The sequence below is a fragment of the Streptomyces caniscabiei genome, from assembly GCF_014930365.1.
In the GTDB taxonomy this organism is placed as follows: domain Bacteria; phylum Actinomycetota; class Actinomycetes; order Streptomycetales; family Streptomycetaceae; genus Streptomyces; species Streptomyces caniscabiei.
The window spans coordinates 801495-824138 of record NZ_JABXWI010000003.1 but is presented as its reverse complement, the minus strand read 5'-3'; the positions used below and the strand labels follow the sequence as shown (position 1 = coordinate 824138).

Annotated in this window: 19 protein-coding genes; 15 read left to right on the top strand and 4 right to left on the bottom strand. The window is 71.7% G+C overall.

Annotated features, from left to right (window positions below):
• The first annotated feature begins 254 nt into the window (after positions 1 to 254).
• The 9 genes from HW837_RS11665 (at position 255) to HW837_RS48535 (ending at position 9570) form a co-directional block, all read left to right on the top strand.
• Entirely contained in the window at positions 255 to 938 is a 684-nt protein-coding gene (locus HW837_RS11665) for a response regulator (RefSeq protein ID WP_045561156.1), read from the top strand.
• Between the two features lie 183 nt (positions 939 to 1121).
• Complete coding sequence (locus tag HW837_RS11660) at positions 1122 to 3854, top strand: FtsK/SpoIIIE family DNA translocase (RefSeq protein ID WP_196789774.1); 2733 nt, start codon at positions 1122 to 1124, stop codon at positions 3852 to 3854.
• 323 nt (positions 3855 to 4177) lie between these two features.
• Positions 4178 to 5044: a helix-turn-helix domain-containing protein gene (locus tag HW837_RS11655; RefSeq protein ID WP_045561154.1), complete on the top strand. Its 867-nt coding sequence runs from the start codon at positions 4178 to 4180 to the stop codon at positions 5042 to 5044.
• A 122-nt stretch (positions 5045 to 5166) separates the two neighbouring features.
• Positions 5167 to 6648, top strand: a complete 1482-nt coding sequence (gene rimO / locus HW837_RS11650; RefSeq protein ID WP_193381298.1) for a 30S ribosomal protein S12 methylthiotransferase RimO — start codon at positions 5167 to 5169, stop codon at positions 6646 to 6648.
• Entirely contained in the window at positions 6645 to 7391 is a 747-nt protein-coding gene (gene pgsA, locus HW837_RS11645) for a CDP-diacylglycerol--glycerol-3-phosphate 3-phosphatidyltransferase (protein WP_093790441.1), read from the top strand. The genes rimO and pgsA overlap by 4 nt, the downstream gene beginning before the upstream one ends.
• Entirely contained in the window at positions 7388 to 7933 is a 546-nt protein-coding gene (locus HW837_RS11640; RefSeq protein ID WP_093790442.1) for a CinA family protein, read from the top strand. The genes pgsA and HW837_RS11640 overlap by 4 nt, the downstream gene beginning before the upstream one ends.
• A gap of 109 nt (positions 7934 to 8042) precedes the next feature.
• A complete protein-coding gene (locus HW837_RS11635; protein ID WP_005481441.1) occupies positions 8043 to 8420 on the top strand; it encodes a helix-turn-helix domain-containing protein in 378 nt (125 codons plus the stop codon).
• A 200-nt stretch (positions 8421 to 8620) separates the two neighbouring features.
• A complete protein-coding gene (locus HW837_RS11630) occupies positions 8621 to 9091 on the top strand; it encodes a Dps family protein (protein WP_045561184.1) in 471 nt (156 codons plus the stop codon).
• A gap of 185 nt (positions 9092 to 9276) precedes the next feature.
• Positions 9277 to 9570 carry a hypothetical protein gene (locus HW837_RS48535; RefSeq protein ID WP_078853780.1) on the top strand — a complete coding sequence of 98 codons (294 nt, stop codon included), beginning with the start codon at positions 9277 to 9279 and terminating at the stop codon, positions 9568 to 9570.
• Here HW837_RS48535 and HW837_RS11625 read toward each other — a convergent pair.
• From HW837_RS11625 to HW837_RS11615, 3 genes are all read right to left on the bottom strand, one after another.
• Positions 9518 to 10282, bottom strand: coding sequence for an SDR family NAD(P)-dependent oxidoreductase (locus tag HW837_RS11625; protein ID WP_045561150.1), 765 nt, complete (start codon positions 10280 to 10282; stop codon positions 9518 to 9520). The two genes, HW837_RS48535 and HW837_RS11625, sit on opposite strands and share 53 nt — an antisense overlap.
• Positions 10283 to 10314: 32 nt before the next feature.
• The gene (locus HW837_RS11620; protein ID WP_193381297.1) at positions 10315 to 11181 is read right to left on the bottom strand and encodes an Fpg/Nei family DNA glycosylase; all 867 of its coding nucleotides are present in this window, start codon (positions 11179 to 11181) and stop codon (positions 10315 to 10317) included.
• Between the two features lie 143 nt (positions 11182 to 11324).
• Positions 11325 to 16238 (bottom strand): ATP-dependent helicase, encoded by a 4914-nt coding sequence (locus HW837_RS11615; protein WP_193381296.1) that lies wholly within the window; start codon positions 16236 to 16238, stop codon positions 11325 to 11327.
• A gap of 185 nt (positions 16239 to 16423) precedes the next feature.
• Here HW837_RS11615 and HW837_RS11610 point away from each other — a divergent pair, with 185 nt between their 5' ends.
• From HW837_RS11610 to HW837_RS11600, 3 genes are read left to right on the top strand one after another with little or no spacing between them, the layout of a single operon-like run.
• Positions 16424 to 17332, top strand: coding sequence for an AraC family transcriptional regulator (locus HW837_RS11610; protein WP_093790446.1), 909 nt, complete (start codon positions 16424 to 16426; stop codon positions 17330 to 17332).
• A gap of 29 nt (positions 17333 to 17361) precedes the next feature.
• Positions 17362 to 18207 carry an AzlC family ABC transporter permease gene (locus tag HW837_RS11605; RefSeq protein WP_193381295.1) on the top strand — a complete coding sequence of 282 codons (846 nt, stop codon included), beginning with the start codon at positions 17362 to 17364 and terminating at the stop codon, positions 18205 to 18207.
• Entirely contained in the window at positions 18204 to 18512 is a 309-nt protein-coding gene (locus tag HW837_RS11600) for an AzlD domain-containing protein (protein ID WP_093790448.1), read from the top strand. Before HW837_RS11605 ends, HW837_RS11600 begins: the two co-directional genes overlap by 4 nt.
• Before the next feature lie 72 nt (positions 18513 to 18584).
• Here HW837_RS11600 and HW837_RS11595 read toward each other — a convergent pair whose 3' ends face one another.
• The gene (locus tag HW837_RS11595) at positions 18585 to 19529 is read right to left on the bottom strand and encodes a hypothetical protein (RefSeq protein ID WP_045561145.1); all 945 of its coding nucleotides are present in this window, start codon (positions 19527 to 19529) and stop codon (positions 18585 to 18587) included.
• Between the two features lie 79 nt (positions 19530 to 19608).
• On the opposite strand from HW837_RS11595, the gene HW837_RS11590 reads away from it, so the two are divergent.
• The 3 genes from HW837_RS11590 to recA all read left to right on the top strand — a co-directional run bounded on the left by HW837_RS11590 (position 19609) and on the right by recA (position 22644).
• Complete coding sequence (locus tag HW837_RS11590; RefSeq protein ID WP_045561144.1) at positions 19609 to 19803, top strand: DUF3046 domain-containing protein; 195 nt, start codon at positions 19609 to 19611, stop codon at positions 19801 to 19803.
• 94 nt (positions 19804 to 19897) lie between these two features.
• The gene (locus HW837_RS11585) at positions 19898 to 21196 is read left to right on the top strand and encodes an AI-2E family transporter (protein ID WP_078853777.1); all 1299 of its coding nucleotides are present in this window, start codon (positions 19898 to 19900) and stop codon (positions 21194 to 21196) included.
• Between the two features lie 317 nt (positions 21197 to 21513).
• Positions 21514 to 22644, top strand: a complete 1131-nt coding sequence (recA, locus tag HW837_RS11580) for a recombinase RecA (RefSeq protein ID WP_045561143.1) — start codon at positions 21514 to 21516, stop codon at positions 22642 to 22644.

Here is a 22644-nt window from a genome sequence, read left to right as displayed (position 1 = left end):
GAGTTGCTGACTGAGTGTGGCCGAGGCCGTGTAGAAACGCGGGATTCGGGGAACCTTCTGGTCCCCGCTTGCGTTTCTGCTACGAGCACAGTGACATCACGGTGACAGGGTGTGGCGACGGGCGGGGTGCGGCTACGATGACCGGCACAAGGACGGGTGGCGCGAGGGAGTCGTCCCCTGGGGTGACGCCGACTGGTGTCACGTCGAGTCCTGCGGACAGGGGAGGCCCCAAGCCGGGGCGAGGAGGGCGGGCCATGGTGCAGAAGGCCAAGATCCTCCTGGTCGATGACCGGCCGGAGAATCTGTTGGCGCTGGAGGCCATCCTCTCCGCGCTCGATCAGACACTGGTGCGGGCATCGTCCGGGGAGGAAGCGCTCAAGGCGCTGCTGACGGACGACTTCGCGGTCATTCTGCTGGACGTCCAGATGCCGGGCATGGACGGTTTCGAGACGGCCGCGCACATCAAGCGGCGCGAACGGACCCGGGACATCCCGATCATTTTTCTCACCGCCATCAACCACGGACCGCACCACACGTTCCGTGGGTACGCGGCGGGTGCGGTCGACTACATCTCGAAGCCGTTCGACCCCTGGGTGCTGCGCGCCAAGGTCTCGGTCTTCGTCGAGCTGTATATGAAGAACTGCCAGCTCAGGGAGCAGGCGGCGCTACTGCGGCTCCAGTTGGAGGGCGGCGGCAAGGGCACGGCGGGCGGTTCCAAGGAGCCCTCCGGCGGCATCCTCGCCGAGCTCTCCGCGCGGCTCGCGGCCGTGGAGGAGCAGGCGGAGGCGCTCTCCAAACAGCTCGACGACGAGTCCGCGGACGCCGCGGCGGTGGCCACCGCGGCCCATCTCGAACGCAAACTCACGGGCCTGCGCAGGGCGCTGGACGCGTTGGAGCCGGGCACGGGCGGACCCTCGCCGATGCCGTCGCAGAACTGAGCGCATGTCGGGAAGCGGGCCCGGTCACACAAGTGGCCCGGGCCCGCGTCTCGGTGCGGGCGGTTCCGGATCGGTTGACGGCCTGTCAGCCGTGTCAGCTTCGCGGCGGCCCGCACGCGACACGAACGGGTGAAGCAGTAGGCACACGTGTCGGCTGTGGCCTCCACCGGTAACCTCACACTCATGGCCTCACGTCAGTCCGCAGCGAAGAAGCCGCCCGCGAAGAAGGCGGCCGCTCCGACGAAGGCTCCGGCGAAGAAGGCCCCCGCGAAGAAAGCCGCCGCCAAGAAGGCACCTGCCAAGAAGGCGACGGCGAAGAAGACGGCCCCTCCGAAGCCGGCGCCCAATCCGACCGGAGGCGTGTACCGACTCGTACGCGCCGTCTGGCTCGGTGTCGCGCACGCCGTCGGCGCGGTGTTCCGCGGCATAGGGCAGGGCGCGAGGAATCTCGACCCGGCACACCGCAAGGACGGGGTCGCGCTGCTGCTGCTGGCGCTCGCCCTGATCGTCGCCGCCGGCACCTGGTCGAACCTGCGCGGCCCGGTCGGCGATCTCGTCGAGATGCTGGTCACCGGTGCCTTCGGCCGGCTGGACCTGCTGGTGCCGATACTGCTCGGGGTCATCGCCGTGCGGTTCATCCGGCACCCCGAGAAGCCCGAGGCCAACGGCCGGATCGTCATCGGCCTGTCCGCGCTCGTCATCGGCATCCTCGGCCAGGTCCACATCGCCTGCGGCTCGCCCGCCCGCAGCGTCGGCATGCAGGCGATAAGGGACGCCGGAGGACTCATCGGCTGGGGCACGGCCACCCCGCTGACGTACACCATGGGCGAGGCCCTCGCCGTGGCGATGCTCGTGCTGCTCACGGTCTTCGGGCTGCTCGTCGTCACCGCGACGCCGGTCAACGCGATCCCGCAACGCCTGCGGCTGCTCGGCCAGAAGCTCGGCATCATCGCGGACGACGAGGACGACGAGTTCGCCGAGGACGAAGCCGGCTACGAGGAGCAGTGGCGCGACGCCCTGCCCGCGCGCTCCCGCCGGCGCGGCTCCGCGCCAGAGCCGTACGACCCGGACGGCGCAGAGCAGGAGGCCCTCACCCGGCGCCGCCCGAGGCGCTCCGCCGTGCGGCAGCCCGACCCGGACCGGCCGATGGACGCCGTGGACGTCGCGGCGGCGGCCGCCGCCGCGCTCGACGGGGCCGTGCTGCACGGCATGCCGCCCTCGCCGGTGGTCGCCGACCTCACCCAGGGCGTCACCGCGGGGGACCGGGAGGAGACCACTCCCGTACCGGCCGCGCGCAGCAAGGCGACCCCGCAGGAGCCGCCGGCCGCCAAGCCGCCCAAGGGGGCCAGGCAGGACGCCCTGGTGCCGGACCTGACCAAGAAGGCACCGGACGCGCCACGCGAGCTGCCGGCGCGTGCCGAACAGCTCCAGCTCTCCGGCGACATCACCTACGCGCTGCCCTCGCTCGACCTGCTGGAGCGGGGCGGGCCGGGCAAGACGCGCAGTGCCGCCAACGACGCCATAGTGGCCTCCCTGTCGAACGTGTTCTCGGAGTTCAAGGTCGACGCCTCGGTCACCGGCTTCACCCGCGGGCCGACGGTCACCCGCTACGAGGTCGAGCTGGGCCCCGCGGTCAAGGTCGAGCGGATCACCGCCCTCACCAAGAACATCGCCTACGCCGTCGCCAGCCCGGACGTACGGATCATCAGCCCGATCCCCGGCAAGTCGGCCGTCGGCATCGAGATCCCCAACACCGACCGCGAGATGGTCAACCTCGGCGACGTCCTGCGCCTCGCGGACGCGGCGGAGGACGACCATCCGATGCTGGTGGCGCTCGGCAAGGACGTCGAGGGCGGCTATGTGATGGCCAATCTGGCGAAGATGCCGCATGTGCTCGTCGCGGGTGCGACGGGCTCGGGCAAGTCGTCGTGCATCAACTGCCTGATCACGTCGATCATGGTCCGCGCGACCCCCGAGGACGTCCGCATGGTCCTCGTCGACCCCAAGCGCGTGGAGCTGACGGCCTATGAGGGCATTCCGCACCTCATCACGCCGATCATCACCAACCCCAAGCGGGCCGCCGAGGCGCTCCAGTGGGTCGTGCGCGAGATGGACCTGCGCTACGACGACCTCGCGGCCTTCGGCTACCGGCACATCGACGACTTCAACGAGGCCATCAGGAACGGCAAGGTGAAGCTGCCGGAGGGCAGTGAGCGCGAGCTCCAGCCGTACCCCTACCTGCTGGTCATCGTGGACGAGCTGGCCGACCTGATGATGGTGGCGCCGAGGGACGTCGAGGACGCCATCGTGCGGATCACCCAGCTCGCGCGGGCGGCCGGCATCCATCTGGTGCTCGCCACCCAGCGGCCGTCCGTGGACGTGGTCACCGGTCTGATCAAGGCGAACGTGCCCTCGCGGCTCGCCTTCGCGACCTCCTCGCTCGCCGACTCGCGCGTCATCCTCGACCAGCCCGGCGCCGAGAAGCTGATCGGCAAGGGCGATGGACTGTTCCTGCCGATGGGGGCGAACAAACCGACCCGTATGCAGGGCGCGTTCGTGACCGAGGACGAGGTCGCGGCGATCGTCCAGCACTGCAAGGACCAGATGGCGCCCGTCTTCAGGGACGACGTCACCGTGGGCACCAAGCAGAAGAAGGAGATCGACGAGGAGATCGGCGACGACCTCGACCTGCTGTGCCAGGCGGCCGAACTCGTCGTCTCCACGCAGTTCGGCTCGACCTCCATGCTCCAGCGCAAGCTGCGCGTCGGCTTCGCCAAGGCCGGGCGGCTGATGGACCTCATGGAGTCCCGGGGTGTCGTCGGGCCGAGCGAGGGCTCGAAGGCTCGTGACGTTCTTGTGAAACCCGATGAGCTGGACGGCGTGCTCGCGGTGATCCGGGGGGAGACTGAGGCGTAAGGGCCGCAGCGGTATCGCGGAGGGGCGCGACAGGGGCGCACGGCAGGAGAAAAGCGGTTGTCCGGCGGGCGGAACACGGATGGGATTACGTCATCCGGGTATTCGAACGTGACTCACCCGTAAGGAAATGGTGAGCAACCGTTTCCCTTCGTCGTACGTCAAGTTGGACGAGGGGACAGCCCCGTGCCTCACCCTCACCACCAGCAGGATGACCGGCCATTCTGATGGCGTACAAAGTCGTACCGCCCGGTTGCCCCACCCTTTCGTACCCCCCCTAGACTGAACCTCCAGCACAGGTGGCTACACGCTCGAAAGGCGCCCCCGTGTCCATCGGCAACTCCCCTGACGGCAACTTCCCCGAAGACGAGCGTCCGTTCGAAGACGACCGTGACGAACGCTCGGCGGAACGCCCCTCGATCGGTCGTGCCCTCCAGCAGGCGCGCATCGCGGCCGGGCTGACCGTCGACGACGTCAGCAACGCCACCCGGGTCCGCATCGCCATCGTGCACGCGATCGAGCAGGACGACTTCGCCCCCTGCGGTGGCGACGTCTACGCGCGCGGTCACATTCGCTCCCTCGCGCGCGCGGTGCGCATCGACCCCGCCCCGCTCCTCGAACAGTTCGCGGAGGCGCACGGCGGGCGGCCCGCGCCGACCCCGGCGGCCCCGCTGTTCGAGGCGGAGCGGATCCGTCCCGAACGACGCGGCCCGAACTGGACCGCCGCCATGGTCGCCGCGATCGTCGCGGTGATCGGCTTCGTCGGCTTCACCGCGTTCAACGGCGGGGACGACGACGGCGACACCACACAGGTCGCCGAGGGCTCCACACCGACCACCGGAAAGTCTCCCTCGCCGACGCCCAAGGCAGACAAGCCCGACGCCGACCCGAAGCCCGACCCGACCGACAGCGCCATCGCCGCCGCGCCCCGCGACAAGGTGACCGTGCAGGTCAGCGCCTCCGACGGCCGGAGCTGGATCTCCGCCAAGGACCACAACGGCCGTTTCCTGTGGGACGGCCTCCTCAAGCAGGGCCAGTCCAAGACCTTCCAGGACAGCTCCAGGATCGACCTCGTCCTCGGGGACGCCGGAGCCGTCCAGCTCTACGTCAACGGCAAGAAGATCAAGGACGACTTCCAGCCCGGCCAGGTCGAACGTCTGACGTACACCAAGGGCGACCCCGAGGTCGGCTGAGCCGTCCGCGCGTCCGGGGCGGACGCAGGGGCGGGTCGAAGGGAAACGCCAGTACGGGGTTGGCCGTGATCGGCCAACCCCGTCGACGTGGGCTGTCACTGGGACGAAGTAGTCTTGAGCCCATGCCTGAACGCCGTACCGTCGCACTCGTCACTCTTGGCTGCGCCCGTAACGAGGTGGACTCGGAGGAGCTCGCAGGCCGCTTGGAGGCGGACGGCTGGGAGCTCGTCGAGGACGCCGAGGAAGCGGACGTCGCGGTCGTCAACACCTGTGGCTTCGTCGAGGCCGCCAAGAAGGACTCCGTCGACGCCCTCCTGGAGGCCAACGATCTCAAGGGGCACGGCAGAACCCAGGCCGTCGTCGCCGTCGGCTGCATGGCCGAGCGGTACGGCAAGGAACTGGCCGAGGCGCTGCCCGAGGCCGACGGCGTGCTCGGCTTCGACGACTACGCCGACATCTCCGACCGCCTCCAGACCATCCTGAACGGCGGCATCCACGCCTCGCACACCCCGCGCGACCGGCGCAAGCTGCTGCCCATCAGCCCGGCCCAGCGCCAGGAGTCCGCGGCCGAGGTCGCGCTTCCCGGACACGCCCCCGTCGATCTTCCGGAAGGTCTCGCTCCGGCTTCGGGGCCGCGATCCCCGCTGCGCCGCCGGCTGGACGGCTCACCCGTCGCCTCCGTGAAGCTCGCCTCCGGCTGCGACCGCCGCTGCTCCTTCTGCGCCATCCCCTCCTTCCGCGGCTCCTTCATCTCGCGCCGCCCGTCGGACGTGCTGAACGAGACGCGGTGGCTGGCCGAGCAGGGCGTGAAGGAGGTCATGCTGGTCTCCGAGAACAACACCTCGTACGGCAAGGACCTGGGCGACATCCGGCTGCTGGAGTCCCTGCTGCCCGAGCTGGCCGAGGTCGACGGCATCGAGCGGGTGCGCGTCAGCTACCTCCAGCCCGCCGAGATGCGGCCCGGCCTCATCGACGTGCTCACCTCCACACCGAAGGTCGCGCCCTACTTCGACCTCTCCTTCCAGCACTCCGCCCCGGCGGTGCTGCGGTCGATGCGCCGCTTCGGCGACACCGACCGGTTCCTGGAGCTGCTGGACACCATCCGAGGCAAGGCCCCCGAGGCCGGCGTCCGGTCCAACTTCATCGTGGGCTTCCCCGGTGAGACCGAGGACGACCTCGCGGAGCTGGAGCGGTTCCTGAACGGCGCGAGACTGGACGCCATCGGTGTCTTCGGTTACTCCGACGAGGAGGGCACCGAAGCGGCGACGTACGAGAACAAGCTGGCCGAGGACGTCGTCGCCGAGCGGCTCGCGCGGGTCTCGCGGCTGGCCGAGGAGCTGGTCTCGCAGCGCGCCGAGGAGCGCGTCGGACAGACCGTGCGCGTCCTGGTCGAGTCGGTCGACGGCGACGAGGGCGCGTACGGCCGGGCCGCGCACCAGGCGCCCGAGACCGACGGCCAGGTGCTGTTCACGAACGGCGAGGAACTGAGCGTCGGCCTTATGGTCGAGGCGAAGGTGGTCGGCACGGAAGGCGTCGACCTGGTGGCCGAGGTGCTTCCGGGCGCGCTCGCCTCCCCCGCGTGTACTGAGGAGGCGGCCAGATGACGGGAGTTCCGGCATCCGCGGCGGGCGGCACCTCCGGCGCCAAGAGCGCGGCGAGCGCCTCCGGCGTTCCCGGCGCCCCGAGCGCCGCCGCCCCCATCGATGCCGGGGAGGCACGGCCCGTCCGCGGCGGGAAGCTGGGAGCCGCCGCCGTCAACCAGGCCAGCCTCTGGAACATCGCCAACATCCTGACCATGGTCCGCCTCGTCCTCGTGCCGGGCTTCGTCGTGCTGATGCTCATGGACGGCGGATACGACCCGGTCTGGCGGGCCTGGGCCTGGGCCGCCTTCGCCGTCGCCATGATCACCGATGTCTTCGACGGCCATCTGGCCCGGACGTACGACCTCGTCACCGACTTCGGCAAGATCGCCGACCCCATCGCCGACAAGGCGATCATGGGCGCGGCCCTGATCTGTCTGTCCTACCTCGGCGATCTGCCGTGGTGGGTGACCGGCGTCATCCTCGGCCGTGAGCTCGGCATCACCCTCCTGCGCTTCGTCGTCATCCGGTACGGAGTCATCCCGGCGAGCCGCGGCGGCAAGCTGAAGACCCTGACGCAGGGCATCGCCGTCGGGATGTACGTGCTGGCACTGGAGGGTCCCCTGGCCACCCTGAGGTGGTGGGTGATGGCCGCGGCGGTCATCCTGACCGTGGTGACCGGACTCGACTATGTGAGACAGGCCATTGTGCTGCGCAGACACGGAACCGCCGAGCGCGAAGCCGCGGCGGAGGGAGCGGAACGGTGACTTCCACGGCCGCCGAAGTGCTGCGACTACTGACCGTGAGGGGTGAGACGCTCGCCGTCGCGGAGTCGCTGACCGGTGGTCTGGTCGCTGCCGCGCTCACCGCGGCCCCCGGGTCCTCCCAGGCCTTCCGGGGCTCGGTCACCGCGTACGCCACCGAGTTGAAGCACCGGTTGCTCGATGTCGACGCCACCCTGCTGGACCAGCGGGGAGCGGTGGATCCGCAGGTCGCGGTGGAGATGGCGCAGGGTGTGCGCTCGGCGCTCGGCGCCGACTGGGGGATTTCGACCACCGGAGTCGCGGGCCCGGAACCACAGGACGGCCGACCCGTCGGCACGGTCTATGTGGCCGTCGCCGGACCGTCCGCAGCCGGATCCGGCGTATCAGGTGGCGGGAAAGTGTCGTCGTTGCGGTTGAACGGCGGCCGGGCGGAAATCCGTATGGAGAGTGTACGGAGCGTACTCGCACTGCTCCTTCAGGAGCTTGCGGGCGAACAGACCGGGAATGAGCGGGCACAGGATACGGAACAGAACGGGGGGACTTGATGTTTGCAGCCCTGAGTGAACACAACAGCGCTCCCCGCACGGCCGCAGCGCAAGGCGGTACGGTGGGGCGTGAAGGATGCGGCTACGCGGTCCGAGGAGGGAGCCACCGATGATTCTGCTCCGTCGCCTGCTGGGTGACGTGCTGCGTCGGCAGCGCCAGCGCCAGGGCCGTACTCTGCGCGAAGTCTCCTCGTCCGCCCGAGTCTCACTCGGCTATCTCTCCGAGGTGGAGCGGGGGCAGAAGGAGGCTTCCTCCGAGCTGCTCTCCGCCATTTGCGACGCGCTGGACGTACGGATGTCCGAGCTCATGCGGGAAGTGAGCGACGAGCTCGCCCTAGCCGAGCTGGCCCAGTCCGCAGCGGCCACCGAGCCGGTGCCAGCACCAGTGCGTCGACCGATGCTCAACTCCGTCTCGGTGGCCGGTGTGCCGCCGGAGCGGGTCACGATCAAGGCGCCCGCCGAAGCGGTGGACGTCGTCGCGGCGTGACCTGTCGCGACCGGGTGCATGAGCACCGGCGCGCGCCGGTGAAGCGGTAGAACGAAGCGGAAGCCCCGGTCGGGGGCCGCCAGGGAAAACCTGGGGGTGGCCGACCGGGGCTTTTGTGTTGCCTGGGGCTCCCGTTTGCCGGGGTGGCGGTGTGCGGTCATGGTGGTCGTACGGTCGTCTCAAGAATCCGGAGCGTGCTGATGTACGTGGTGAAAAGCCCGCTGTCCGAGGCCGATCTCAAGACCGTCTCCGAGGCACTGCAAGGCGCCCTCGTCGATCTTGTCGACCTCTCCCTGGTGGCCAAGCAGATCCACTGGAACGTCGTCGGACCGCGATTCCGCTCGGTCCATCTCCAGCTCGACGAGGTCGTGGACACCGCCCGGCTGCACTCCGACACCGTCGCCGAACGCGCCTCCACCCTCGGGGTCTCGCCGGACGGGCGGGCCGGGACGGTGGCCGGGAGCAGCGGTATCGGCCGGGTGCCGAACGGCTGGGTCAAGGACGCGGACGCGGTCGGGACCTTGGTGGACGCGCTCGGCGCGGTGATCACCCGGATGCGGGCGCGGGTCGAGAGCACCGCGGAGGCGGATCCGGTGAGCCAGGACATCTTCATCACGATCACGGCCGATCTCGAGAAGCACCACTGGATGTTCCAGGCGGAGAACGGGTAGCGCGGCGCGGGAGGCCGGTGGGGGCGTGAGGACGGCGGTGAGGTGCTGCGGGGCGCATCGGGTCGTGGGGGCGCGGTCCCCATGAGGGGGCCGTGCGTCCCTGTGCCGGTGGTGCGCCCTCTCCGGCCGTGACGAGGGCCGTCTAGCGTCGTTCTGGGGGCCCGAAGGCCTTGGAGGTGGCGGCCATGCGAATAGCTCGCTGGGGGGCGTCTCTGGGGCTCGGTGCGCTGTGGTGGTGGGGTGTGCTGCGACTCGCGCTGGTGCCGGACGCCGGCGCGGTGGAGGGGGCGGTCGCGGCCGGGGGGTGGGGGCTGAGTCTCCTCCCTGTCCACTGTGTGCCGAAGGGTCGGGCAAGGGAACGGTCGGGGGGCGCGTCAGGGGGCGCGAGGGGTGGTCCTGTTCCGGGGGGCGCGGTGGGGGCCGCGGTCACCAGGGCATGGCCACCCCGCCGTTCGGGCGGAGGATCTGACCCGTCGTGAACGCCGAGGCGTCGGAGGCGAGGTGCAGCACGGCGTGGGCGATGTCGTCGGGCTCGCCGACCCGGTTCAGCGGTGACAGCCGGGCCATGAGCGACTCGGTCCGCGCCTGGGCCTCGCGGTCGTGGCGGTCGGTCATGGGGGTGCGGATCCACCCCGGCGCCACGGCGTTGACGCGGATGCCGTGCGGGCCGACCTCGGTCGCCAGGGTCTTCGTCAGCTGGACCACCGCCGCCTTGGTCACGCCGTAGCAGAGGAGTCCCGGACCGCCGGTGTCGACGGCGCCGGAGGCCATGGTGACGATGCTGCCCCACGTCTCGTCGGCGATCATCCGGCGGGCCGCTTCCTGGCAGGCGTACAGCACCCCCTTGAAGTTGACGCTCCACACCCGCTCCAGATCCTCGTCACGGGTCTCCAGCACGGGGCTGCGGTGCATGATCCCGGCGATCGCCGCCATCACATCGAGCCGCTCGCAGGCGGCCACCGCCCGCGCGAGCCCGCCGCGGTCGGTGACGTCGAGCCGGTGGACATGGGCGGTGCCGTTCCCGGCCTTGATCAGGGTCGCCGTCTCGTGCAGGCCCTGCGCGTCCAGGTCCGCGCAGTGCACGGCGGCGCCCGCCTCGGCGAGCAGGACCGCCGACGCGCGGCCGATACCGCTGCCGGCGCCGGTGACGAACGCGGTGCGGCCGGTGAGGTCGTACGCCGGGATGGGCATGAAGCGACGGTACGAGCGTTTCTGACGGTCCGTCAATTAGTCGTACGGCCTCGGGTTCCGCCGGAGGTGCGGGGGCTCGGGCGGCGTGCTCCGGTGGCGCGGGCGGGCGGCACGGGGCCGGTCTGGCAGGTGGGGCACCAGTAGGTGGGGCGCTCCCGGGAGCCGTCGCCCTGGTCGGCCACGCGGACGGGGGTCTGGCAGCGCAGGCATGGGCGGGGGGCCCGGCCGTACACGAACAGGTCGTGCCGGCGGAGGCCCGTCGTACTGCGGATCGGACGCTCGCGGTTGGCTTCGAGGAGCTTCTTGGCGAGGCCCGGCAGCCGGGCGGCGAGGTCCTCCGGGAAGGCGCCCACGGGGAGCCAGGGGGTGACCCGGAGCAGGAAGCACAGCTCGCTCTTGTAGACGTTGCCGATGCCGGCGAGATTGCGCTGGTCGAGCAGGGCCTCGCCGAGGGGGCGCGCGGGGTCGCTCAGGAGGTTGGTGAGGGCCAGGTCTGGGTCCCAGTCCGGGCCGAGCAGGTCGGGGCCGAGGTGGCCGACGGCGCGGGACTCGTCGACGGTGAGGATCAGCTCCAGCACGGGGAGGCGGTAGCCGACGGCCGTGCGGTCAAGGGTGCCCAGGATGGCGCGGATCTGGTGCGCCGGGCCGCCGCGCCAGCGCTCGTCGTGGGCGTACACCTTCCAGGAGCCGTCCATCCGCAGATGGGAGTGGAGGGTGAGGCCGCCTTCGATACGGGTGAGGAGGTGCTTGCCCCGGGGGGTGACGTCCAGGACGGTACGGCCGGTGAGATCGGCCGTGGCGAACCTCGGTACCCGCAGGTCGGAGCGGGACAGGACCTTGCCGGCGAGGGCGGTGTGCAGCCGTCTCGCCGTCTGCCAGACGGTGTCACCTTCGGGCATGGGTCAAGAGTGGCATGTCGGGGGGAGCGGGTGCTCGGTGGCTGGACGGCCCCCTTCGTGACAGCCAGGCGCATGGCGCACGGGTTCGTCCCTTTGACGTGGGTGCTCTGCTGACGTGGGTGCTTCACGGTGGTGCTCTTCGCTCACGCTCGGATGCGCAGGCCGCGGGGGGTCGCGATGAAGCCGGCTCCTTCCAGGAGGGGGCCGTGGGGGGAGGTGAGGGCGGAGGTGCCGTTCACGCGTTCCACCGTGACCGTGCCCAGGGAGCCCGCGCGTGCTGCCGCGGAGAGGGCTTCGGCGGCCGGGCGCAGACGGGGGTCGTCCAGGGGTCTGGCATCGGGGTCGGCGGGCCAGGCCAGGAGGGTCTTGCCGCCGCGCTCCATGTAGAGGGTCAGCTCGCCGTCGACCAGGACGACCAGGGAGCCCGCCTTGCGGCCCGGCTTGTGTCCGGCCTCGGTGGGTGGCTCGGGCCAGGGGAGGGCGGCGCCGTAGGCGTTCGCGGGGTCGGCGGCGGCCAGGACGACGGCGCGCGGGGAGGGCGTGGTGCGGGGGTGGTGAGGGGGGCGGCCGGAGCGGTTGTACGGGCTGGTCCGGGCGGGCGCGTGGTGTCCGTCCTGGTCCGGGGTGCCGTCCGGAGCGTACGGGGGGTCGACGCCGGGATGGAGGTCGGGAGAGCTGGGGTCGACAGGGGGGAACGGGGTGCCGGATGCGTCGGAGAAGGTGTCCCACGGGGACGGGGACTCTGCCGTGGGTGCCGTGAGGTGGGCGGCGGTGCCGGCGGCCGTGTACGGGGCGGGGCTCGGGACGGGCTCGTTCCGTTCGCGGGCGTTGGAGACGGCGCGGAGGCGGTCCACGGCGCCGTCCATCGCGAACTGAGCGGCGCCCAGGCCCTCGACGACATAACCGCGGCGGGCCTGGCCGCTCTCCTCGAAGACGGAGAGGACGCGGTAGACCGCGGAGAAGCCGCCCTCGACCCCCTCGGCGCCGACCGCGCCCCGGGTCACGACGCCGTGGCGGTCGAGGAGGGTGCGGGCCAGAGCGTGGGCGCGGACGGTGGTGTCGGGCTCATGGGCGGGGATGAGGGACCAGCGGCCGGCGACCGTGGGCGGCCCTGTACGCGACTGGGGGCGCGCTGCGGCCGTCAGGGAGCCGTACCGGCCGCGCGGGACCGTGCGCTTGGCGCGGTGGGCGGTGGAGCCCGCGGTGCGGCCCGAGCCCAGGAGAGAGCGCATGGGGGTGAGCGTGTCGTTGGTGAGGCGGCCGGACCAGGCCAGGTCCCAGACGGCGTCCGCCAGTTGGGGATCGGTGGCGTCGGGGTGGGTGGTCGCGCGGACCTGGTCGGCGATCTGGCGGAAGAAGAGGCCGTAGCCGCCGGAGAGGGCGCTCAGGATCGAGTCGTGGAGGGCGGTCGGCTCCAGCGGGTGGGGCGGTGGGAGGAGGAGCGGGGCCGCGTCCGCCAGGTACAGCGAGACCCAGCCGTCCTTGCCGGGGAGGGCTCCGGCACCGGCCCAGACGACCTCTCCGGCCGCGGTGAGTTCGTCGAGCATCGCCGGGTTGTAGTTGGCCACCCGGGAGGGCAGGACCAGCTTCTCCAGCGCCGAGGCGGGCACGGAGGCGCCCTGGAGCTGTTCGATCGCGCGGACCAGGCCGTCGACGCCGCGCAGTCCGTGGCCGCCGCCCACATGCTGCCACTGGGGCAGGAACTGGGCGAGCGCGGCGGGCGGCACGGGCTCCACCTCATGGCGCAGGGCCGCCAGCGAGCGGCGGCGCAGGCGGCGCAGCACGGCCGCGTCGCACCACTCCTGGCCGATGCCCGCCGGGTGGAACTCGCCCTGTACGACACGGCCGTTCGCCGCCAGGCGGTGCAGCGCGCCGTCCGTGACGGCCACACCCAGGCCGAAGCGGGCCGCTGCCATGGCCGAGGTGAACGGGCCGTGTGTGCGCGCGTACCGGGCGAGGAGGTCGCCGAGGGGGTCCTTGACCGGCTCGGTGAAGGCCTCCGGGACACCGACCGGCAGGGCTGTGCCGAGTGCGTCCCGCAGGCGGCCCGCGTCCTCGATCGCCGCCCAGTGGTCGGTGCCTGCGACACGGACCCGGATGGCGCGCCGGGACCGGGCCAGCTCCTGCGCCCACTGCGGCTCGGCGCCGCGCTCGGCCAGCTCGGCGTCAGTGAGGGGGCCGAGGAGGCGCAGCAGGTCCGCGACGCCCTCGGCGTCCTTGACCCGTCGGTCCTCGGTGAGCCACCGCAGCTCCCGCTCCAGCTCGGTCAGCACCTCGGCGTCGAGCAGCTCCCGCAGCTCCGCCTGGCCCAACAGCTCGGCGAGCAGCCGGGAGTCCAGCGACAGGGCGGCCGCGCGGCGCTCGGCGAGCGGGGAGTCGCCCTCGTACAGGAACTGGGCGACGTAGCCGAAGAGGAGGGAGCGGGCGAAGGGGGAGGGCTCCGGGGTGGTGACCTCGACGAGGCGGACCTTGCGGGACTCGATGTCGCCCATCAGCTCGGTGAGGCCGGGGACGTCGAAGACGTCCTGGAGGCATTCGCGGACCGCCTCCAGGACGATCGGGAACGAACCGAACTCGCTTGCCACCTGGAGCAGTTGGGCCGCGCGCTGGCGCTGCTGCCACAGGGGTGTGCGCCGGCCGGGACTGCGGCGGGGCAGCAGGAGCGCGCGGGCGGCGCACTCCCGGAAGCGGGACGCGAACAGGGCCGAACCGCCGACCTGGTCGGTGACGATCTGGTCGACCTCGCCCTTGTCGAAGGCGACATCCGCCGCGCCGAGCGGGGCCTGCTCCGAGTCGTACTCCGTGCCCGCCCTCGCCGGCTCCATGTCGAGCAGGTCCAGGCCCATGAGGTCGGCGTCGGGCAGGCGCAGCACGATGCCGTCGTCGGCGTGCATCACCTGGGCGTCCATGCCGTACCGCTCGGAGAGCTTGGCGCCCAGGGCGAGGGCCCAGGGGGCGTGGACCTGGGCGCCGAAGGGGGAGTGGACGACGACCCGCCAGTCGCCCAGCTCGTCGCGGAAGCGTTCGACGACGATGGTGCGGTCGTCCGGTACGTGGCCGCAGGCCTCGCGCTGCTCTGCCAGGTAGGAGAGCACGTTGTCCGCGGCCCAGGCGTCGAGACCGGCGGTCAACAGGCGCAGCCGGGCGTCCTCCTCGGACAGGGACCCCACCTCGCGCAGGAACGCGCCGACCGCGCGGCCCAGTTCGAGCGGGCGGCCGAGCTGGTCGCCCTTCCAGAACGGCAGACGGCCCGGGACACCCGGCGCGGGGGAGACCAGCACCCGGTCGCGCGTGATGTCCTCGATCCGCCAGGAACTGGTGCCGAGGGTGAAGACGTCCCCGACCCGGGACTCGTACACCATCTCCTCGTCCAGCTCACCGACCCGGCCGCCGCCCTTCTTGGGGTCGGAGCCCGCGAGGAAGACCCCGAAGAGGCCCCGGTCCGGGATCGTGCCCCCGGAGGTGACGGCGAGCCGCTGGGCGCCCGGGCGGCCCGTGATCGTGCCGGCGACCCGGTCCCACACCACACGCGGGCGCAACTCCGCGAAGGCGTCGGACGGATAGCGGCCCGCGAGCATGTCGAGGACGGCCGTGAACGCGGATTCCGGGAGCGCGGCGAAGGGGGCCGCCCGGCGGACGGTGGCGAGGAGGTCGTCGAACTGCCAGGTGTCCATCGAGGTCATGGCGACGATCTGCTGCGCCAGGACGTCCAGGGGGTTGCCCGGGATCCTCATGGACTCGATCGAGCCGCTGCGCATCCGCTCGGTGACCACGGCCGACTGGACCAGGTCGCCCCGGTACTTGGGGAAGACCACGCCCGTGGAGACCGCGCCGACCTGGTGCCCGGCGCGGCCCACCCGCTGGAGGCCCGAGGCGACCGACGGGGGTGACTCCACCTGGACGACGAGGTCCACCGCGCCCATGTCGATGCCCAGTTCGAGGCTGGAGGTCGCGACCACCGCCGGCAGCCGGCCCGCCTTCAGATCCTCCTCGACCAGGGCCCGCTGCTCCTTGGAGACCGAGCCGTGGTGGGCGCGGGCGAGGACCGGGGGCGCTCCCTGGGCCGCGCCCGAGCCGCCCATCAGCTCCGCCGGGGCATGGTGTTCGTCCAGCGGTTCGCCGGTGGCCCGCTCGTACGCGATCTCGTTGAGCCGGTTGCACAGGCGCTCCGCGAGGCGACGGGAGTTGGCGAAGACGATCGTGGAGCGGTGCGCCTGGACGAGGTCGGCGATCCGCTCCTCCACGTGCGGCCAGATCGACGGCCGCTCCGCGCCGTCGTTGGCGTCGGTGGCCGGGGAGCCGCCCAGCTCGCCCAGATCCTCCACCGGCACGACCACCGACAGGTCGAACTCCTTGCCGGACGGTGGCTGGACGATCTCCACCCTGCGGCGGGGGGACAGATAGCGCGCGACCTCGTCGACGGGACGCACGGTGGCGGACAGGCCGATGCGGCGGGCCGGCCGGGGCAGCAGCTCGTCGAGGCGCTCCAGGGTGAGGGCCAGGTGGGCGCCGCGTTTGGTGCCCGCGACCGCGTGCACCTCGTCCAGGATCACCGTCTCCACGCCCGTCAGCGCGTCGCGTGTGGCCGATGTCAGCATCAGGAACAGCGACTCGGGGGTGGTGATCAGGATGTCCGGCGGGCGGGTCGCCAGGGCCCGGCGCTCGGCGGCCGGGGTGTCCCCGGAGCGGATGCCCACCTTGACCTCCGGCTCGGGCAGTCCGAGGCGCACCGATTCCTGGCGGATGCCGGTCAGCGGACTGCGCAGGTTCCGCTCCACGTCCACCGCGAGTGCCTTCAGCGGTGACACGTACAGCACCCGGCAGCGCTTCTTCGGGTCGGCCGGGGGCGGGCTCGACGTCAGCTGGTCCAGCGCGGCGAGGAACGCGGCCAGCGTCTTGCCGGAGCCGGTCGGGGCGACCACCAGCACGTCCGAGCCCTCGCCGATCGCCCGCCACGCCCCGGCCTGGGCCGCGGTGGGCGCGGAGAAGGCCCCCGTGAACCAGCCACGGGTGGCGGGGGAGAAGCCGTCGAGGGCTCGATCTGCGGAGCTGACCATGCCCCCATCCTGCACCCGACCACTGACAACGGCCCGGACCTGGGCAAACGGCTCGGAGTGGGGCGGGATGAGGGTGGATGCGGCCGGGCGGGGCTCGGGTGCCGCGGGGCTGGGCTGGGCGGAGATTGCGTGGGGCGGGCGGGGGCCGTGGGGTTCGCCGATCGGGGCGGCCGCAGAATGGAGGTATGGCGGGTTCGGTGGAGCGGGCGAGGCACTGGCGGTACGCGGAGCTGCCCGGGGTCGACCTCCTGCGGGCGAGCTACGTCGAGAAGAAGTTCGTGCGGCACACCCACGAGAACTTCGTGATCGCGGCCATCGCCGACGGCCTCGAGGTGTTCCACCACGGTGGCGCCGATCAGTACGCGGGCCCGGGCACCCTGGCCCTCGTCAACCCGGACACCCCGCACACCGGTCGCGCCGGCGTGCCCGAGGGCTGGCGGTACGGCGCCGTCTACCCGCCGCCCGACGTGGTGGCCGAGATCGCCGCCGAGACCACCACGATCCGCGGTACCCCCGCCTTCGTACAGCCGGTGCTCGACGATCCGTACGCCGCCGGGCTCGTCCATCAGGTGCTGCGGGCCGTCGACGAGGGCAACGCGCTGGCCGCGGACACCCTGCTGCGGGTCGCCGTGACGAGGCTGCTGCGCCTGAACGGCGGGCCACTGCCCCAACGCCCCGTCCGTACCGCGGGCACCTCCGTCGCGGCACGCGCGCGTGCCGTGCTGTCGGAGCGGATGGCCGACCCGCCGACCCTGGAGCGACTCGCCTCCGACCTGGGCACCAGCCCCTTCGCGCTGCTGCGGGCCTTCCGCGCGGCCTACGGCATGCCGCCGCACGCCTGGCTGACCGACGCACGCGTGCGGCGGGCGCGGAACCTGCTCGACGCGGGCACGGCTCCGGTCGACGCCGCCGTCGCCGTCGGCTTCACGGACCAGCCGCACCTCAACCGTCACTTCAGCCGGATCGTGGGCGTTCCTCCGGGGGCCTACCAACGCGAACGCATCGGTGTTCCCGGTGGCGGGCCGGAGCGGGCGGAGCGCACGCCCGGACACACGGACGGAGCGCGGGGGCGCAAGAACGTACAAGACCGATAGCGCCGGCGGCTCGTACCGTCCGGTGCGTGGTGACGGAACAGACAGGTCTCGCGGAGACACAGGACGACGGTGGCGGCACGAAAACCGACAGGGCGGTCGTCCGGGACGCCCTGGGAGTGGGAGTGGCCGTCGGGCTGTCCGGGTTCGCCTTCGGGGTGACCTCGGCGGGCAGCGGACTCAGCCTGCTGCAGACCTGCGCGCTGAGCCTCCTGGTGTTCACCGGGGCCTCCCAGTTCGCGCTGGTGGGCGCGCTCGCGGCCGGCGGCAACCCCTTCACGGCAGCCGCCGGGGCGTTCTTCCTGGGCGTGCGCAACGCGTTCTACGGGCTGCGTCTGTCCCAGGTGCTCGCCCTCCCGCGCGCGGTGCGGCCGTTCGCCGCCCAGTGGGTCATCGACGAGACCACGGCCGTGGCCCTCGCCCAGCCCACGCGCCGCGCCGCCCGCATCGGCTTCACCGTCACCGGGCTCAGCCTCTATGTGCTGTGGAACCTCACCACGCTGCTCGGCGCGCTCGGCGCCGAGGCCCTCGGCGACACGGATGCCTGGGGGCTCGACGCGGCCGGCCCGGCCGTCTTCCTGGCCCTCCTCGCGCCGATGCTGAAGGCCACCGGGGAGCGCGCCGTCGCGGGTATCGCCGTCGTCCTCGGGCTGGGGCTGCTGCCGGTACTGCCCGCCGGAGTCCCGGTCCTGGTCGCCGCCACGGCCGCCCCGATCGTCCTCTGGGCGGAGGGGCGCCGCCGCAGGACCGATGTCCCCAAGTCCGATGTCCCCAAGTCCGACGTCCCCAGGGGCGAGGCACGGGGCGAGGGCGGCGATGAGCAGCGCGCACGGGCCGAGGACGGCCGGCGCGACGACAGGCAGGGGGACGCCCGGTGAACATCTGGATCGCGGTCGTCGCCACCGCCGTCGGCTGCTACGCGGTCAAGCTGATCGGCCTGCTGGTGCCGGAGGGCGTCCTGGAACGCCCACTCGTGCAGCGCCTCGCCGCGCTGCTGCCCGTGGCCCTTCTCGCCGCGCTCACGGCCCAGCAGACCTTCGCCGACGGCCACGACCTGGTGGTGGACGCGAGAGCCGCGGGGCTCGCCGCGGCCGCCGTGGCACTCCTCCTGAGGGCGCCCTTCCTGGTCGTCGTGGCCGCGGCGGTGCTCGTCACGGCGGGGGCGCGGGCGATCACGGGCTGACGGGCCCGGGGGCTGTCGTACGGCACGCGTGCGTGCCGGTCGCCGTTCCGACCGCCCCCAGCCGTACGCGCCTCAGCCGAGCGGACGCCCGTACGCGCGCAGCGTGCGCAGGGCCTCGATCGTCACGATCGGGCGGCTCTCCATGGCCGTGCTCGGGGCCCACTGACGCCAGCGGATCGGCCAGCCGCCGTCCTCCTCCTGCTCGCCCGCCAGGAAGTCGAGGGACCGGGACATCTCCTCGTCGGTGAACCACGCGCGCGCGAGGGACTCCGGGGTGCGCGCGAAGTCGTGCGGGTAGTGGTGCTCGCCCGGTGCGTAACCGGCCGGCACCGGGAAGTCGTGCGGCCGCTCCGGATCCAGCGCGGCGAGCCGGTGCTCGCGCACCAAGCGGCCGAGCCGGTCGGCTGCCGCGCGGGCGCGCGAGCGGTCCGGCACGGACTCCAGGAACGCCACGGCGGCATGGATCTCGTAGGGGTGCGACTTCTCCAGGGACTCGACCGCCTGCCAGCAGAAGTCGGTGGCCCGGAACAACCACGCGTGCCACACCTGGTTGCGGTGCAGCAGGCCCACCACGGGCCCGGTGGCCAGCAGATCACTGGGCGGGTCGTCGACGATCGGCACGAACGGGGCCGCCGGATAGCCGCGCTGGCTGGGGTGCACCGCGGGGAGCGCGCCGTCCGGGGTCGACACCGAGGTCAGATAGCGGCACACGCGCTCCACCCGCTGTCCGCCGCAGCGCCCGATCGAGTCCAGGACACGCAGCGCGTGCCCGGTGTGCAGCGGCTGGCTCACGGGTCCGCGCAGATCGGGTTCGAGCGCGTGCCCGTACCCCTCGTCGGCATTGCGATAGGCGGCCAGCGCGGTCTCGACCGCGTCGGCGCTCCCCTCCAGGAAGTGGTAGGCGAAGCGGCGCTGCTCCAGCACGCGCGCGGTCAGCCAGACGAACTGCTCGGCTCGGGCCAGCGGGGTGCGCGCCGGGGACGACGAGGGGAGTGGGGATGCTCCGGTTTCGGCCATGGATCCGACCGTAGGGCGGAAAGCGGTATCGGAAGGCCGTCCCGCGAAGGCCCACCCCCTGGGGCGGGATACTGGACTCATGCGGTTGACGGTCTTCTGGCAGCGGATGGCGGAGCACTTCGGTGCGGGGTACGCCGAAACCTTCGCGCGCGATCATGTGATGTCAGACCTCGGCGGACGCACGGTCCACGAGGCGCTGGACGCGGGCTGGGAGGCCAAGGACGTGTGGCGCGTGGTGTGCGCGACCATGGGCGTTCCGGCCGAAAACCGCTGAAAAGCCCAGGACTTCACCCCACGGACGTCACTCGTTGCCCCGGAGGATCCGGGGGCGGCGACCGATTGTCGGTGGTGTGGGCGAGACTTGGTGCGTGGCCCCCACAGACGAGACCGCGAGGTCGCAGCAGCAGGTACCTCCGTCCGGCACGACACCCCCCACCGGCCCTCCGGCCGGCCCGGGACCCGGTGCCGCGCCGAGCGGCCGTATGCCGCGCTGGCTGCCGCGGGCGATGGTGCTCGCGCTCTCCCTCGTCGCCGTCTTCCAGCTGGGCAGCTGGGCGTTCCACCAGCTGATCGGGCTGCTGGTCAACATCCTCATCGCGTTCTTCCTGGCGCTCGCGATCGAGCCCGCGGTGAGCTGGATGGCCTCGAAGGGGCTGCGCAGGGGTTTCGCCACCTTCCTGGTCTTCCTGATCACACTGATCGGGGTCGCGGGGTTCGTCACCCTGCTCGGCTCGATGCTCGCCGGACAGATCATCAAGATGGTCGAGGACTTCCCGGCGTACCTCGACTCCGTCATCAGCTGGATCAACACCACCTTCCACACGGAGCTCAAGCGCGTCGACATCCAGGAGGGGCTGCTCCGCTCCGACTGGCTGCAGAAGTACGTGCAGAACAGCGCCACGGGCGTCCTCGACGTCTCCGCGCAGGTCCTGGGCGGCCTCTTCCAGCTGCTGACGATCGCGCTGTTCTCGTTCTACTTCGCCGCCGACGGGCCGCGGCTGCGGAGGGCGCTGTGCTCCGTGCTGCCGCCCGCGAAGCAGGCCGAGGTGCTCCGCGCGTGGGAGATCGCCGTGGACAAGACCGGCGGTTATCTCTACTCGCGCGGGCTGATGGCGCTGATCTCCGGCGCGGCGCACTACGTCCTGCTGGAGTACCTCGACGTGCCCTACGCGCCCGCGCTCGCGGTCTGGGTCGGCCTGGTCTCGCAGTTCATCCCCACCATCGGCACCTATCTCGCGGGTGCCCTGCCGATGCTGATCGCCTTCACGGTCAACCCGTGGTACGCGCTGTGGGTCCTCGTCTTCGTGGTCATCTACCAGCAGTTCGAGAACTACGTGCTGCAGCCCAAGCTGACCGCCAAGACCGTGGACATCCACCCGGCCGTCGCCTTCGGGTCGGTCATCGCGGGCACCGCCCTCCTCGGTGCGGTCGGCGCGCTCATCGCCATTCCCGCCATCGCCACCCTGCAGGCCTTCCTCGGGGCGTACGTGAAGCGGTACGACGTCACGGACGACCCCCGGGTGCACGGCCACCGCAGACGTGGCTCCCGCAACCTCCTCGACCGTCTGCGCAGGCGGCTGATGGAGAACGCGGACCGCCGGCGGTCGACGGGCCGACGGGCGGACGGCGCCGGGGGCGGCGCCGGGCCGGAAGGCCGCACTCCGTAGGGGCGCGGCCTTCCGGCCCTCTCGCGCTGTTCCCGCTCGTCACCAGGTGTCGCCGGGCCGTCGCGCCCGCGCGCGGTGGCACGTCGCGAACGTCATGGGGAAGTCCTCCGGATGGCTCGGGGTGTCGCTTGACACTAAAATCGAACATCCATTCTTATGGAGGCTCCGGCGCGGCTGTCGACGGGAGTTCGGCAGGGTTTTCGTGGAGAAGTGCCCGAGTTATCCACAGGCCGGGCGGGCGTCGGGGCCCATTGTCAGTGGCAGGCGTTAGCGTCTTTCACGTGAAGCGATCGACTCAAGCAAACCGGGTGGAACCCATGGCAGGAACCGACCGCGAGAAGGCGCTCGACGCCGCGCTCGCACAAATTGAACGGCAGTTCGGCAAGGGTGCGGTGATGCGCCTCGGCGAGCGGCCGAACGAGCCCATCGAGGTCATCCCCACCGGGTCGACCGCACTGGACGTCGCCCTCGGCGTCGGTGGCCTGCCGCGCGGCCGCGTGGTGGAGGTGTACGGCCCGGAGTCCTCCGGAAAGACGACCCTGACCCTGCACGCGGTGGCGAACGCGCAGAAGGCCGGCGGCCAGGTGGCCTTCGTGGACGCCGAGCACGCCCTCGACCCCGAGTACGCGAAGAAGCTCGGTGTCGACATCGACAACCTGATCCTGTCGCAGCCGGACAACGGCGAGCAGGCCCTGGAGATCGTGGACATGCTGGTCCGCTCCGGCGCCCTCGACCTCATCGTCATCGACTCCGTCGCCGCGCTCGTCCCGCGTGCGGAGATCGAGGGCGAGATGGGCGACAGCCACGTGGGTCTGCAGGCCCGTCTGATGAGCCAGGCCCTGCGGAAGATCACCAGCGCGCTCAACCAGTCCAAGACCACCGCCATCTTCATCAACCAGCTCCGCGAGAAGATCGGCGTGATGTTCGGCTCCCCGGAGACCACGACCGGTGGCCGGGCGCTGAAGTTCTACGCCTCGGTGCGTATCGACATCCGTCGCATCGAGACCCTGAAGGACGGCACGGAGGCGGTCGGAAACCGTACCCGCTGCAAGGTCGTCAAGAACAAGGTCGCGCCGCCCTTCAAGCAGGCCGAGTTCGACATCCTCTACGGCCAGGGCATCAGCCGTGAGGGCGGTCTGATCGACATGGGCGTGGAGCACGGCTTCGTCCGCAAGGCCGGCGCCTGGTACACGTACGAGGGCGACCAGCTCGGTCAGGGCAAGGAGAACGCCCGTAACTTCCTGAAGGACAACCCCGACCTCGCCAACGAGATCGAGAAGAAGATCAAGGAGAAGCTGGGCGTCGGCGTCCGGCCCGAGGAGCCCACCGCCGAACCGGGTACGGACGCGGCGGTCTCGGACCCGGCCACCGGGGACGACGCCGCGAAGTCGGTGCCCGCTCCGGCTGCCAAGGCCACCAAGACCAAGGCCGCGGCGGCGAAGAGCTAG